Origin of the sequence: Beggiatoa alba B18LD (assembly GCF_000245015.1) — a bacterium.
Classification (GTDB): Bacteria; Pseudomonadota; Gammaproteobacteria; order Beggiatoales; family Beggiatoaceae; genus Beggiatoa; species Beggiatoa alba.
Genome location: NZ_JH600070.1, coordinates 3,525,053 through 3,540,636 on the forward strand (window position 1 = coordinate 3,525,053; position 15,584 = coordinate 3,540,636).

Genomic DNA, 15,584 nt, shown 5'->3' on the forward strand with positions numbered 1-15,584 from the left:
GAGAGAATAAAAGCCGTTAATAAGCAGTTATAATGAGGAGATTGAGATGTTAAAACAAGTCATTGCCAGCGGTGTGTTACTCGCATTATCTTTTCAGAGCTGGGCAGAAGAGAATACTTGTCAATATGCGGGGATTACTTTGCATGGCAAGGTTAAAAAGGTTGATAGCTTTCCTGATATTAAAATTCAGGTGGTGACATCTTTCCCTGATTTACGGGTACAAGTTGTACAAAGTTTTCCTGATAATTGCGGTCAATGGCAATGGGTTGATAGCTTTCCTGATTTTACTGTGCAATTTGTTGACAGTTTCCCCCAATTAAAAATCCAATATGTTGATGCATTTTCAGGTAAACCGTAAGGCAATCAGGCTACTTTAACGGGCTAGTAATAGCGGTAAAGATTTTTTAATCAACCCTTCTAAATAGGCAACATCTGGTAACCACGCGCTTTCTAAGCGTTCATTATCAGCAAGTTGAATACCATAGACTAAACCTTTACGTTTTTCTTCGTAAGGATTTAATAAATTTTCAGGTTTAATAGACAACGCTTGAGGAATATCTGTTGCGAGAAAGGCATAGAAAGGCAACATTTGTGGCGCTTCTAGCCCATACAGTACAACAATACGATAGTTTTCAGATAAATCAATAGCGGGTAACGACAACGCCGTATTAATGGAAAGAACAGGTACTTTTTGCTCACGCCATAACACAGTTCCTAATAACCAATCGGGTTGCGTTTCTGCAACAGGGGTTGGGTTAGTATAGGGCGTTACTTCAGCAACTAATGTGCTTGGTAATAAAAAATTACCACTACTAATAGGTATGAGTAAACTGCGTACAACATTTTCATTCAGTGACATATATTGTTCTCCAGTTTACCTATCAATGCGTAATATTGGCTGTTGCCATCGATTCGGCTAACAAAGTATTGATATTATCCAATAACTCCGTTTCATTAAACGGCTTGCCTAAATAACGGTTAATACCAATTTTTTCCGCACGATCACGATGTTTTGTCCCTGTGCGTGAAGTAATCATGATAATTGGGATATGTTTCCACGTAGGATTATTCCGAACTTGTGTGGCTAATTCATAACCATCCATACGGGGCATTTCCACATCTAACAACATCAAATCAGGGGTATGTTCCTGCAATTGTGCAATGGCATCCACCCCATCTTTTGCGGTTAATACTTCCATTCCTTGTCGTTTTAATAAACGTGCGGTCACTTTACGAACCGTGATAGAGTCATCAACCACCATGATAGTTTTCACTGTCACAGGTTTCTCTTCAATGACAGGCTCTACAACTTTTTGTTGTTGCTCGTATTGTGGCGTTGTATCTGCACGTGTAATTGTTGGAATATCTAAAATGAGCACAACACGTCCATCACCAAGAATTGTTGCACCTGCAATCCAGCGGATTGTACCAATCTGAATCCCGACAGATTTCACAACGATTTCTTTACTTCCTTCAATTCCATCAACCAATAACGCAATACGACGATCACCTGTACGAACCAGTAACATAGGCACTAAGCTAGAGTCAATTGAAGCATTTCTACCAATGCCTAACAATTCCCCTAAATGGAAAACACGGTAATTATTATCCATATACTTGTAATAATGCAGTTCATCGGCGTTATGCAGTACTTCTTGACGAGGTGCACGCATGACGGCATCAACATGGTTTAAAGGTACTGCCATCGTTTCTTCCCCAACATGTACCATTAATGCTTGAGTAATGGTTAATGATAAGGGTAAACGAATCTCAAAAAGCGTACCTTCCCCTGTTTTAGAATGGATTTGTAAACTGCCGCCCAGTTGTTTAATTTCTGTACTGACTACATCCATACCAACACCGCGTCCAGAGACTTGAGTGATTTTCGTCGCAGTACTAAAAGAAGGTTCTAAAATAAACTGCATTAACTCTTGATCGCTGATGACTGTACCCTGTTGTATCATCTTACGTTCTTCCGCTTTTTTGCGGATAGCAGGTAAATTTAAGCCTGCGCCATCATCAGATACTTTAACAATAAGTTCAGCACCTTCACGGGATATATCGATAATAATTGTTGCATTCGGTGATTTGCCAAGCTGTTGACGAATTTGCGGTTCTTCTACACCATGTCCAATTGCGTTACGTAACATATGCTCTAAAGGGGCAACAACACGATTTAAAACAGTTCTTTCAAACTCGATACTTTCCCCTTTAATCTGGAACTCTACTTGTTTACGTAATTCACGCGCGGTTAAACGGGCAATACGTTGTAGTCTTGGAGAAATTCTTGAAAATGGCACCATGCGAGTGCGCAAAATTCCTTCTTGTAATTCAGCACCAATACGACTTTGTTGAATTAATAACGCATCACTTTGACGTGCAAGAATTTTTAACGCATCTTGAATATTAAACAAGTCGTTAATGGTTTCCATTAAGCTACGCGATAATTGTTGTAAAACAGAGAAGCGATCTAACTCTAACGGATCGAACTCTTCATCGTCTTGCATTTCATCAGAATAATGGGAAATAATTTGTGCTTCGGTTTCAATTTCTAAACGACGTAACTGATCACGTAGCCGCGCAACAGTCTGTTCCATTTCAGATAGGTTATTCTTGACCGCGCCCTGTTGCTGTTCCATATGTGCACGGGAAATGGAAAGTTCACCTGCTAAATTAGTGAGTTTATCGATTAACGTGACACGCACCCGAATACGATCTTCACCGTTTTCGGTCATTTCTGATTCACGTTCAGCACGCTCCGCTTTTTCTTCTTCTTCCGCTGTGAGGGCATCAGCTGGTTTTTGAGTGGAGCTTGTTTCGACGGTTGGTGTTGCTGTCGTGGTTAGTGGAGGCATTGGTATCGTTGTTGCGACAGTGTGCTCTTCTTCATCAGAGCCGACTGCATCCTGAATTTGACTAATTAAATCAACAGGCATGTCCAATGCGACACCAGAACGAACCGCTTCCAACATTGCAGCTAACTCATCTACACTGTTTTGTACAATTTCTTGTAATTTAGGGTTAGATTGCGCATTTCCCTCAACAATCCGCGTTAATACAGACTCTAAATGATGGCTTAAATCGCCCATTGGAACAATGCCAACCATCCGTGCTCCACCCTTTAAGGTGTGCAGTTCGCGTTGTAATTCTTTTAATAATTGCAAATTATTGGGAGCTGTTTTCCAACGCTCAATTAAACTCTGTGTATTTTCTAGTATTTCCTCAGCTTCTTCGAGGAAAATAGCCATAAATTCATCAGTCGCTTCTGTTGTCTCAGGTACAAATCCGATGTTGTTCGTGTTGGCAACACTTGTTTCTGAAGCGACTAAAGGCGGTAATGCTTTAATTGCAATTTGGGCTTTTTGTAATAGATTTTTTTGCTGTGTTGGTTCTACAGTATCATTATTAACTAATATTTCAATGAGTTGTTTAGCCTCTTCGAAAATTTTTAACCCTTCTAAGGATAAAGGTAATTTTCGTTCTGCTAAGGCACGCGCATAAGTTTCCATGGGTGCTGCAATATCAGAAATACTCGTTACATCAACACTACGTGAACTACCATTTAAGGTATGAAAAGCGCGAATAACATCCTGTTCAATGGGCGCGTTCAAATTAGCTCTATGAAAAGCTAGGGAGTCCGTTAGTGTTGTTAAATGCGTGATGGCTTCATTTTTAAAAATATTGAAGAGAATAGGGTCTATTGTTTCTGTATCTTCTAGCTCTAGAAAATGTTTATCCTCTTCTTCAATTTCAATCGCGGTATGATGGGCAACTCTATCAGCTAATAATGCTTGTTCTGCAAGTCGTTCTTCTTCATCTTCCGTTAGTTGAGATATATCACCCATCATCTCTAAGGAGAGATCAGCGGGCAAATCAGCAAGTTCATCACGCATTGCTAATTCATCATCGATACTTTCTAAAGCGGGTAATTCTTCTAAACTTTCTGTTGCTAATGGTTCGTCAGTAGGCAAATCAGCAAGTTCATCACTCATTGCTAATTCGTCATCAACACTTTCTAAAGCGGGTAATTCTTCTAAATTTTCTGTTGCTAATGATTCGTCAGCAGAACCTTCTAATATATTGACGGATTCTTTAATATCTGTAGTGATGGTTTCATTAATAGCAGAAGGTTTAGTACTTGTGTCAGCTTCAAACTCGCCTAATTCCTTACCCTTTGTTTGGGTAAGATATTCTGTTTGAGAAATAAGCACTAAAGTCTTATGTGAGGGGGGCATTGTATTGCTAAATTGCTCTACAAGTTCAGGTAGCACCGCTTGTGCTTGGGCTATTAGGTTAAAAACCTTTTCGTTAGGCGCAAAAGTATTATCCAGTAAGCGATTTAACATATTTTCAAATCGCCATCCTAATTCGCCAATAATGGTAGCACCTACTAAACGCCCGCTCCCTTTTAAGGTGTGGAAATTACGTCTTAACGTTTTTAAGGATTCTGTATCGCTGGGATCTGAACGCCACGCATCAAAGCTGGTCTCAATCTCTCCAAGCACTTCGCCCACTTCTTCAACAAAAATCTCAAGAATTTCTTCATCGACTTCGGTTGATGGCGTTTGTTCTGGAATTTCAATCAGTTTCATGTCAGTCAGTAACCAGTTAGCAATGGGAGAAATACACTGTGCCGTACACAATAAGAGAGTTAGTCATGCTCTCTTATTGTGATAATTCATTGTTTCACCAGCACACTGAGGCGTTGTTGCGTCATGTCCAGAATATGCTTCGCGTCCATTGGATTACCCGCGAGTGTATCTAAATAGAGTTCTATGCTTAAAAGCGCGTCGGCTAATGCTTTTAACTGTTCTTCAGGTGGAACAATACTTTCTTTGATAAAGGTTTTGACAATGTAGTTGTTGCAATACGCTAATAATTTCGCTGCACGTTCATGCGACATCAGTGCTAAGAATCCTTGAACTTGTTTCAAGCGTTCAGGAACTTCCATTAACGCTTCATCCTGCGTTTTATTATCTATGAACGTAACAATAGGGTGAATTACTTGATTTAAATCTGTTTTTGCTTCATTTACTGCAACACTTAAGACAATACCAAATTGGGGTGTTTCTGCAAATTCAGTATCTGGACTTTGTTGTAAACGTTGGCGTGCATGCACACCTTGTACTGCTAAGATATCTAATGCGGAATCTGTTTTTAACAATGCGTTCGCAATTTCTAACATTGTTGTCAAGTTTGCAGGGCGGCGTTCTTCACAAATTTCTTGAATAATAGCTGCTTGTGCTAACATGGACTTGCGCTGTACCATAAGCCCTAATAGCCCTAAGGTATTAGCCATATCGCGTAACATACTGACAAGTGGCGTTAACTCAGAAACAGAGGGGTTATCCGCACGGTTAAAAATATCTAATGTTTCTTCTATACGAGCAAAATCATCCCTAATGAGCTTAACAACTATTTTAATTAATTCTATGTCAGGTCCTGAGAAAATCAGACGTGTTGCTTGTAGCACATTTTCTGTCGGTAAATAGTCTGCAAGATTAAATGTTGTTTTTACAGCAGTAATCTGTTTACCCGCAGAACGAGCTTGTGCCGCAAAATACAGTAAATTCACAAGTAAAGGCTTAGGCGGTGTAAGACGTAACGCAGCATTGCCATGATCAACCATTTGTTTTAACAAACCATCTAGTTGCTTAAAAGCTGTAATGAGGTTGTTATTGAGTGCAAGCCCTTTTTGTAATAAGGCTTCTAATACCCCTTCAGTGATCCACCATACTTTATTTAACGGAGCATTGCCCGTAATTTGCTGCATCTTTTGCATAACACCATAAAGCAATTTTAATGCCTCAGCAGGTTGTTGAGGTGCTTTTAATAGTGCCATCAATGCTTTTTGATAAGCTGCCCGCATTTGGTTGACATAGGGTTTAAATTTGTCATCAGGTAGTTTCGGTGCATTTGCAACAGCTGGTAATGCAACGGAGACATCAGGCGTAAATAAAGTGACAGCTGATAAAATAGGTTGTTGGCGTAATGCACGCAATTCATTCAGTAATGGTAATAATGCCAGTGGCATGTCGCGTTGAATAATTGCCAAATGATCCAAGTAGTTTGGTAACTGAACGAGCCCACGCATTAAAATGTCATAGGTTTTTTCACTATTCTCAATTTTTCCAATCAATAGCGTTTTAATGGTTAATTCTAAATCTTGTACTAATAATCCAGCAGTCTGAAGTTCTAACATATTGAGTACCCCACGAATTTCATGCAGCCACACAATACATTGTTGTAATGGGGCTTTATCGTTGGGGTTTTCAACGAATTGTTCTAGTGCCTGCCGTGTTTGTTTCAGGCTCTCATCAATCGTTACTTTCACCCAAGTGAGGGCTGAATGTCTCATTTCAGTTACCAGTTATTTATGAATAGAGAGAGAATAGTGAGCAATGAATCATCTTAAAAACACAGATTACTGGTTCAACTGTTCACTCATTTCCATGATTTCTTGCATTGCTTCGTCAGGTAGTTTGAAGCCTGCTACAGAGTTACGTAATTCGTTAGCTAATTTTGCTAACCGTTCAATTGCAGCGGCTGTTTCGTTTGTACCTTGTGAGGCTTGGGTTGTAATTTCTTGAATAATGGTCATTGTGCCAGAAATATTTGACGCAACAGCGGCTTGAGTCCGAGAGGTTTGCGAAATATTTTCGATTTGGTTTGCAAGTTGTACAGAGACTTTTTCAATTTCTGTTAGAGATTCACCTGCACGTTCAGCAATTTTTGCCCCTGCAACAACGCCAGAGGTACTTTGTTCCATGGAGCTAACTGCTTCATTTGTATCCCCTTGAATTGTTTTAACCAGTGCATCAATCTGTTTAGTTGCATTCCCTGAACGTTCTGCGAGTCTTTGTACTTCATCAGCAACAACAGCGAATCCACGTCCTGCTTCACCCGCCATTGCTGCTTGAATTGCGGCATTGAGTGCAAGGATGTTAGTTTGGTCGGCGATATCATCAATTAAACCAACGATTTCACCAATTTCTTGGGAGCTTTCCCCTAAACGTTTAATCCGTTTTGAGGTTTCTTGAATTTGTTCACGAATTGCGTCCATGCCTGCAATTGTGTCTTGTACTGCTTTAGCCCCTTTGCTGGCAATTTCAACGGATTTTTTTGCAACTTCGGCAGATTCTACGGCATTAGCAGAAACTTTTTTCACAGAGTTTGCCATGCCAATAATGGCTTGTCCTGCTTTAGCAATTTGTTGAGCTTGGCGTTCGCTGGCTTGTATCAATTGGGCAGCAACACCGCGAGTACTTTGGGCTGCAGCGTTAACTTGCATCGCTGTTTTGTTAATTTTAACGATTAATTCACGCAGGGCTTCAATGGAGTAGTTAATCGCATCAGCAATAGCACCTGTAAAGTCTTCAGTCACAGTCGCATTGACGGTTAAGTCACCATCGGCAAGGTCTGCAATCTCGCTGAGTAACCGTAAAATAGCTTCTTGGTTACGTTGGTTGGTGCGTTGGCTTTCTTCTAAACGTTCTTTTGTTTCTAATGCACGGACTTTATTGCTGAGGATAATCAATGTTCCTAGTAAGAGCAGCATAATAAAGACAATGATTGCGAGAACAATACCTAAGCGAGGAGATACAAAACGTGATTCGATAACTCGATTATAGTCAGAGGACAGTTGTTCCACGCTGTTTAGGAAAGCAGGGCTTGCGTCCATAATGGCTTGTTGCGCATCTTTTGCATCAAATAATTTATCGGAGTTATCTAGGAAATCTTCAATTTTTTCTATATTAGTTGTAAAGGATGTTGAAAGATTTTCTATGGCTTTGCGAGCGACGGGGTCAGACATGACCTGAATCTCTTCATTTCCTTCTAATAAGGCGGAGAGCGTATCACTAAAGCTACTGATATCGTCCCCTAACTGTAAGTCTGCATTGATTGCATCTGCATCCCCTCTAAACGCAACACGAATACTGTTAGAAATACGTTCTAGCAACATGAGTAACCGTGTCGCATGATACATTTGATTAGGCGTTGCACCCGCAGCACTCATTGCGTTTAACATTTCTTCTGTTTCACTGACTAAATTCGTTGTTACTTGAATTAAGTCATTAGATTGTGAATACAGGCGAGTCACTGCGTCGCGGGTTAGTATTAGTTGGGAAACATTGGTATCAATCCCTTGCCAAAACTTGGTTAAGTTACCCAGTGTTGCAATTGCTTCTTCAGGGGTTGCAGGCATTCCTGTTTCAGCATTACCTTCAGTCAGTAATTTGATACGGTGCTGTAACTCGGTACGTACTTTATCCACAGTGACAAAGCCAACATCATCCCCACGTGCAGCGAAGGCAGCATTTTGTGTCAACTGCTGACTTTGTAGCCGCAATTGGGTGACATGTCCTAAGTATTCTTCGTCGTATTTATTATCGATAGCGACGCGCGTAAATGTTGCTGCCATTAAAACGAATGACAGCATTAAAATACCAATCAGGGCAAATAGCCACGCATTCGTATTAGCGATTGTATTCAGTGAGAATTTCATGGCTAGATTTTACCTCCGCTGGACAGGGAAACGAGTGTGGAGTGAGTACAGTTAGGATAGTTACGAGGCATAATGGCATATCCAATACTTTTGAAGTTTTTTGTAAACTGGTTTGTTGTCATTTTTAGAGAGACGCCCTTAAAAACACTTCGCTTTCTGCGAGAGCGTGCATGTCAAAAATTGTCCAGATACTGTCTTCTTCGATAAACATACCTTTGGCAAAGGGGGTCAACCAAGCATCTTTGCAGGGTGTATCTGTATCTTTTGCTTCTTCAGGAAAATGCTTGATCCCCAGCACTTCGTCAACCACCAAGCCTGCGGAAATGCCGGCTTGATTGATAATGACAAGACGAGTACGGCTTTCTATGGGTGTCGCCTTACCATCTAAACAAGCCTGTAAGTCAACAATAGGTAAGAGTAACCCGCGAATATTTGCTAATCCTTTCACCCAAGCTTTCGCACCGGGTACTTTCGCTAAATAAGTGGGGTAAGGAAGAATTTCACGAATTTCATTCAGTGGAGTAACAAGGGGGGTGTTACCCACGCGAAAAGCAATACCGCGCCAAATTTGTTGCACTTTTTCTTGGCGTGGTATGCCGCGTGCTTTTTGCTTTGCTCGCCTTTCTAATTCCTGCAACCACTGAAAGGGGGTTTGCGCCATCGTATTTGGCATACTAAAGACCTTGCTCACAGGTAACGATTGTTTTTCTGTTTGCTAGCGTCGCCAGCGTGGATTAAAACGGTTTTTGTATCATGGACAGAATAAGAAGTAGATAAAACTTAACTACTCGTTATGCTGAAATTGTAGGGAATTAACCGATGAGTTTTTTGACGGTTGCAAGTAGTTCCGCCTGTTTAACAGGTTTTACTAAGAATTCCTTTGCACCCTGCATTAGTCCCCATGCACGGTCACTTTCCATATCTTTAGAAGAAACAATAATAACGGGTATAGATTTTGTGTCTTCGCTTTTTGTAATCTTACGGGTTGCTTGAAAACCATTTAAACCCGGCATGACTACATCCATGATGATTAAGTTAGGCTTAATCTCTTTCGCTTTCTGTATGCCTTCTTCGCCATTAGAGGCTTCTGATGTTTGATACCCCTGCGATTCCAGAATATTCTTGACGAGGTAGGCATCTGTAGGTGAATCATCCACAATAAGTATATGTGCCATACCTTTTAGTCTCTTGAGCTTTCACGAATAACCATTAAGTCTTAAGCTTGTGTTTTGGCATCTACAACATACGATTTAATCGTACTGAGTAGTTCCTCACGGGTAAATGGCTTAGTCATGTAGTGATCGGCACCCACAATCCGACTGCGTGCGCGTTCAAACAATCCATCTTTACTGGATAACATGACTATCGGAATTTTTTTAAAGACAGGATTGTTCTTTATCAAAGCACAGGTTTGATACCCATCAAGGCGTGGCATCATAATATCTACAAAGATGATATTAGGTTGACATTCCATTACTTTCGACAAAGATTCAAAACCATCTGTTGCGGTAAACACCTCGCAACCCGCTTTTTTTAATAATGTCTCAGCGGTACGCCGAATTGTCTTACTGTCGTCAATCACGACAACTTTGATACCTTCGAATTCGTTTTCAGTGCTCACTGGTTACTTGCCCATGCTAGACGAGAACATTCAACATCCCCATTTACTCTACCTGATACCCTACTAAAGGTATATAGTCGAATATGGATTATATTGGGGGTAAACTGGAAAAACTATATAGGGAACCTACTCAGCTGAAAGCATACAGCAATAACGACTTTCTACTCGACTTAAAGCATATCATAAAATATGGAATTTAACACTAATTTCAATGGTCTTGTTGATAGACTTAAAGCATAGTGTTATGAGTGTTAAGAAATATTTTATGAATCATTTACTTTTATCACATTTCTTTGTGTTAAAGCATGATGCCATTAACGTTGTTATTCCCATGTAAACAGTTGGAAATCTACCCACTTTGTTGTTTATCGTCAAGTGAATGGAAGAGTTTGTACTCTAAACCAACTATAAACACTTTATTGTATCCTAGTTCATTATTAAAAATGAGTCTCTTTTTACATTTTTTTATTTATACGGTTGATATATAAAAATAATCATGAGTAATTTAGCCAATACAGCTTTTATGCAACGGGATTTAAATGTGCTCTGGCATCCTTGTACACAAATGAAGGATCATGAAAGCATTTTACCCTTAATTCCGATTAAATCAGGACAGGGGATATGGTTAGAAGATTTTGCAGGTAAGCGATATTTGGACGCAATTAGTTCTTGGTGGGTGAATCTATTTGGTCATGCAAATCCACGTATTAACCATGCAATTCAACAACAACTTTCACAATTAGAGCATGTTTTATTAGCAGGATTTACTCATGAACCTGTTGTTGCTTTATCTGAACAATTAGTTGCTTTAGCCCCAAAAGGCTTAACCCGCTGTTTTTATGCGGATAATGGTTCTTCTGGGATAGAAGTGGCTATAAAAATGAGTTTTCATTTCTGGTTAAATCAGGGGCAAACTCGAAAAACTAAATTTTTAATTTTACAAGATGCTTATCATGGCGAAACCTTGGGCGCATTAGCAGTCGGCGATGTTGCCTTATACAAGCAAACTTATGCCCCTTTGCTAATGCAAACCCTTGTCGCGCCTTCTCCAGCAGGTTGTTATGCTGAAGCGGGCGAATCTTATGCAGACTATGCAGAACGTCAAGCGCAGGCATTAGAAAAAATTGTTGCGCAACATGCAGATGAATTATGCGCCGTGATTATTGAGCCTTTGGTGCAATGTGCTGGCGGAATGCGTATGCATCACCCACATTATTTGACACGTTTACGTGCAATTTGTAATCAGTATCACATTCACTTAATTGCTGACGAAATTGCGGTTGGTTTTGGGCGTACAGGAACGCTATTTGCGTGTGAACAGGCACAAATTACACCCGATTTTCTCTGTTTATCCAAAGGGTTAACAGGGGGGTATTTGCCTTTATCTGTTGTCATGACGCATGAGCAAATTTATCAAGCATTTTATGATGATTACAATAAACTCAGTGCATTTTTACATTCGCATAGTTACACAGGCAATCCTTTAGCCTGCCAAGCAGCACTCGCAACATTAGATATTTTTCGTACGGATAATGTTTTAGAAAAAAATCAGCGGTTAATCAATGCAATGGAACGAGCAACTGCTATTTTGCGTGAGCATCCGCATGTGCTTGAAGTACGGCAACAAGGCATGATAGTGGCGATTGAACTGTGTAAGCATAAGGCAACACGTAAAGCGTATGATTGGCAGGAACGACGGGGAATTAAAGTTTATCGTCACGCATTAGAACAAGGTGCATTATTACGCCCTTTAGGAGAAGTTGTTTATTTCATGCCACCTTATGTGATTACAGAGGAAGAAATTGAATGGTTAGCCTCTGTGACATATAGCAGTATTGATGCAGCGACAAAAGACTAACCATTCAATATTTCCTGCAATGGTTAGGGTGTATGTAATTTTTCATACACCAGCTAAATTAAAGGCTTACTTTTTTACCTTTTTAATTTTCTTTTTTTTCTCCCCTTCTGCTAAACGACCGCTTTGTTGGGCGATAAAATACGTTTTTGCTGATAACTCTAAAGAACATGTCCATTTATAAGCAAGGTTTAAATTTTTCGCTTGTGCATAAACACCGTGTCCTTTAACAATCATAATGGGATATTCTGTTAAAACATCCGCAACTAAATCGGGTGAGTCATTGACATAACGTTCAAAAGGAATAGTCAAAACAGGGACACGTGGAAAGTAATAAAATCCTTCAAAGTCAACGGGAATAAAATCCTTTCCATTCATGGTTAATCCCACTGTGTGCGCACCATGACTATGTAAAACAGCTGTTGCATTGCTATTACGTCTATAGACTCCTAAATGCAAAGGCGCGTCCAGTGATGCACCTGCTGGGGGAGCGTCATGTAAATGACACTTGATTAAGTCAGAAACTTGTAAAGTATCCGCACAAGCACCTGTCGGCGTAACCCATACAGTTTCTCCATCTCGGACTGAGGCATTACCGCTATGTGAATCATTAATGCCATGTTGACGTAACCAACGATAATATTGGACTAATTGTTCAGGTAGGTTCATTTTAATGAGGTCTCACTAAACCAGTTTCTACTTGTTCACGAATGGTTTTACCAACTAATTGCTCAATCAGTTGCAAAGCAAAATCCATTGCTGTACCAGGTCCTCGTGATGTAATCACTTTATCATCAATGACAACAGGCGCATCAATCAGTTGAATAGTTGGATACTGTTGAGGTTTCAAACTATTGGGATAACAGGTTGCTTTTTTATGGTCTAAAAGCCCTGCATTGGCTAAAACAGTAGGTGCTGCACAGATAGCAGCAACATATTGTCCTTGTTGAAATAACTGTTTTAATAAGTGATGAATACGTGCATCACGATTCAAATTTTCCGCACCTGCTAATCCACCTGGTAACACTATCATGTCAAACGAGGTAGTTAATACCTTATCCAGTGTTGTATCGGGGATTAACATAACACCACGACTTGCTTTAACAGGTTGCTCATCTAATCCTGCTGTAACGACTGTAATACTTGCACGACGTAATAAATCAATAATCGTGACTGCTTCTAACTCTTCACATCCTTGAGCAAGAGGAACAAGAACTGTAGGCATTGTATTACCTCTCTAAAAAACGATGGTAGAAAATTTATTTTATTGACTATAGTAACCGTACCATAAAGTGATTTAAATCTAGGACTGCCAGTCCTTCGCATCGTTTTATAATACGTTTGCTATACAACTCAGCAAGTTTAATAAATTCGTTAATTTTGATACAGAAATAAAAAAGGGCGGTATTATCCGCCCTTTTTCTATATATGTAACTAAACGAGTAGTTACAGTGCTGCTTTTGCAGGTAGGTAGAGTGTAAATGTCACACTCCGTCCTAATTCACTTTTCACATCTACATAGCCACCCATGAGATGCCACAAATGCGCACTGATGACTAAGCCCATCCGAATACCTAAATCTATTTCTGATGCGGAGGTTTCTGCTTTAGATAAACGTAAACGGAGATGTTGACATTGTTCTTCTGTTAATCCACCGCCCATATATCCGCTGACTTCGAAACGAATCCATTCTTTATTATCCTTATACTCACGTGCCACATTGACAGTCACTGTTTGATTTTCAGTTGCTTCAGAGACATTATTGAGTAAATTGAATAAAATCTGATGGGTACGTGTTACATCAGTTTGCATTGTCCCTACTGTATTTGGGCAATTGATGATGAGCGTATTGTTGTTTTTCTTCACAAGTGGGCTTGCAATATCAACAATATCCGTTAATAAATGCTTAACTTCCATAATTGACCAGTTAAGTTCAATCTCACCCGCTTTAATTTTAGAGAGGTCTAAAATGCCTTCACTGAGCGACAGTAAGTATCTAGCAGATATGTAGATTTTATCGATATCTTGAATAATCGATTTATCTTCTAGCTCCTCAGCCTCTTCACGCAATAACTCGCTGTAACCTGTAATTGCATTTAAAGGGGTACGAAGTTGATGGCTCATATTTGCCAAGAAACGGGATTGAGCTTGATTGGCTTCTTCCGCTGCTTCTGCTAAATGATAAGCATGACGCATGGCTGCGTAGAAATAACCAGTCATTAATAACGTAACTAATAAACCCAGTGCAAGTACCGTTAAGGCTTGCCAACCACCGCCTGTCGTTAAGTGATAGCCCACAGATGGCGTACATTCCACAGAAAGATTACGTCCTGCAAAGCTAAATTCTTTAACCACTTCTAATGCAGGCTCATTTTTCTTCGTGAGTTGACTTGCATCAACACTTTCTAAGAGTTCTGAATCTAATTGACCTAAATAGAGATAGAGAAATTGGCGGTCAGCAGGTAACGATTTGTCATACACGCGAATTTCAATAGGACGCTCGTCTAAATACGTCATTGCAACGTCTAAGATGCTTCCAATTTCGAATACACCAATCACAAATCCTTTTAAGGCAGCACGGCGTTCTTCTGTCGTGTCTAACGGTGAATCCATTTGATAAATTGGGAGGAAAACCGTTAAGCCAATCAGATTCGTATTTTCTGCGAGGGTTGCATGAGAGATAGCACGCGATTTTGTGTCATCTCGTGCAGCGTTGAGCACTTCATTAAATGCATCTGTTGCGGCTAAATCGATACCGCGAGCAACTTCATTCCCTTCTAAAGGTTCAATATATTGCAATGGGTAATAAACAGGTTTTTGAGAAGCGACTGTTTTTTTCCCATCCGCATTAAAAGTGCTAATTTGAAAGTCGGGAATACTTTGTTTAACCGTACTTTCAAATGCACTGCGTTCAGCATCATTAACTAATGGTGCCCATTGTAATGCTTTAATATATTCATAACGTTGTAAAAAGGGTTGGCTATAAGCGTGAAAAGTTTGCGGATCAATCGCATTATTTCTGGATTTGAAAAATGCTTCAAACGTTTGTAATAAGTCTAAATTAAAAACAAGAGAACGTTGAATTGCAAAGGTTCTATCTTCAGCAGCTTTCTTAAAATCAGCTTTAACTCTTTGATGGTCCCAAGCAAGGGTTAAATAATATAAAACAATTGATAACGTAACGCCGATAGTAACCGTTAAAATAATAGGCAAATAGCGTTGCCACATAGGTCGGGTGTCGATGTGACTAGGGTGATGATGTCGATGTTTATGCTCTTCTCCCCCTGTATAGGACTCCATTTCATTCGCTGGTTTCCCCATGTTATCGCTCTCCATCAAGTTCATGAAAATACATTACCAGTGCAAAAAATAGACCACTGATAAGAATTATACGTGTTTCACTACATATCTTAACGCTTTTGTTGGATATTAACACAACAACTTTTTAGCTTGTTGACACCTGAATGACCAGTTTGCCAAAAAATACGAAAATGCCTTGTTATATCAGCAAGAATTTTTTTCATCATCTCAGCGTTTATGGCGAGATTTTATATAAAACGACCCTATCATGATTAGTCACTGCTTAAAACAATCTCAAACTC

12 protein-coding genes are annotated in these 15,584 nt (G+C 39.8%); 2 read left to right on the forward strand and 10 right to left on the reverse strand.

The genetic code is table 11. The features are described 5' to 3' along the window. The first annotated feature begins 46 nt into the window (after positions 1-46). Positions 47-358 (forward strand): hypothetical protein, encoded by a 312-nt coding sequence (locus BEGALDRAFT_RS14440; protein ID WP_002691202.1) that lies wholly within the window; start codon positions 47-49, stop codon positions 356-358. 15 nt (positions 359-373) lie between these two features. On the opposite strand, the gene BEGALDRAFT_RS18440 is transcribed toward BEGALDRAFT_RS14440, so the two are convergent. From BEGALDRAFT_RS18440 to BEGALDRAFT_RS14475, 7 genes are all read right to left on the reverse strand, one after another. Beyond that, the gene (locus BEGALDRAFT_RS18440) at positions 374-859 is read right to left on the reverse strand and encodes a chemotaxis protein CheW (protein WP_002691204.1); all 486 of its coding nucleotides are present in this window, start codon (positions 857-859) and stop codon (positions 374-376) included. 22 nt (positions 860-881) lie between these two features. After that, positions 882-4,592 carry a hybrid sensor histidine kinase/response regulator gene (locus BEGALDRAFT_RS14450; RefSeq protein ID WP_002691206.1) on the reverse strand — a complete coding sequence of 1,237 codons (3,711 nt, stop codon included), beginning with the start codon at positions 4,590-4,592 and terminating at the stop codon, positions 882-884. A gap of 86 nt (positions 4,593-4,678) precedes the next feature. Further along, a complete protein-coding gene (locus tag BEGALDRAFT_RS14455) occupies positions 4,679-6,358 on the reverse strand; it encodes a hypothetical protein (RefSeq protein ID WP_002691208.1) in 1,680 nt (559 codons plus the stop codon). Positions 6,359-6,424: 66 nt separating this feature from the next. Next, a complete protein-coding gene (locus BEGALDRAFT_RS19570; RefSeq protein ID WP_002691211.1) occupies positions 6,425-8,506 on the reverse strand; it encodes a methyl-accepting chemotaxis protein in 2,082 nt (693 codons plus the stop codon). Positions 8,507-8,630: 124 nt separating this feature from the next. Then, positions 8,631-9,179: a chemotaxis protein CheW gene (locus BEGALDRAFT_RS14465; protein WP_002691213.1), complete on the reverse strand. Its 549-nt coding sequence runs from the start codon at positions 9,177-9,179 to the stop codon at positions 8,631-8,633. A gap of 139 nt (positions 9,180-9,318) precedes the next feature. Beyond that, the gene (locus tag BEGALDRAFT_RS14470; RefSeq protein WP_002691215.1) at positions 9,319-9,681 is read right to left on the reverse strand and encodes a response regulator; all 363 of its coding nucleotides are present in this window, start codon (positions 9,679-9,681) and stop codon (positions 9,319-9,321) included. 41 nt (positions 9,682-9,722) lie between these two features. Continuing rightward, positions 9,723-10,127 carry a response regulator gene (locus BEGALDRAFT_RS14475; RefSeq protein WP_002691219.1) on the reverse strand — a complete coding sequence of 135 codons (405 nt, stop codon included), beginning with the start codon at positions 10,125-10,127 and terminating at the stop codon, positions 9,723-9,725. A 496-nt stretch (positions 10,128-10,623) separates the two neighbouring features. On the opposite strand from BEGALDRAFT_RS14475, the gene BEGALDRAFT_RS14480 reads away from it, so the two are divergent. Then, the gene (locus BEGALDRAFT_RS14480; RefSeq protein ID WP_002691221.1) at positions 10,624-11,985 is read left to right on the forward strand and encodes an adenosylmethionine--8-amino-7-oxononanoate transaminase; all 1,362 of its coding nucleotides are present in this window, start codon (positions 10,624-10,626) and stop codon (positions 11,983-11,985) included. Between the two features lie 66 nt (positions 11,986-12,051). Here BEGALDRAFT_RS14480 and BEGALDRAFT_RS14485 read toward each other — a convergent pair whose 3' ends face one another. From BEGALDRAFT_RS14485 to BEGALDRAFT_RS18445, 3 genes are all read right to left on the reverse strand, one after another. Further along, positions 12,052-12,651, reverse strand: coding sequence for a class II aldolase/adducin family protein (locus tag BEGALDRAFT_RS14485; RefSeq protein ID WP_002691223.1), 600 nt, complete (start codon positions 12,649-12,651; stop codon positions 12,052-12,054). 1 nt (position 12,652) lies between these two features. Continuing rightward, positions 12,653-13,207, reverse strand: a complete 555-nt coding sequence (locus BEGALDRAFT_RS14490) for a DJ-1 family glyoxalase III (protein WP_002691224.1) — start codon at positions 13,205-13,207, stop codon at positions 12,653-12,655. Positions 13,208-13,428: 221 nt separating this feature from the next. Beyond that, positions 13,429-15,327, reverse strand: coding sequence for a CHASE domain-containing protein (locus tag BEGALDRAFT_RS18445; RefSeq protein WP_081484191.1), 1,899 nt, complete (start codon positions 15,325-15,327; stop codon positions 13,429-13,431). Positions 15,328-15,584: the final 257 nt, after the last annotated feature.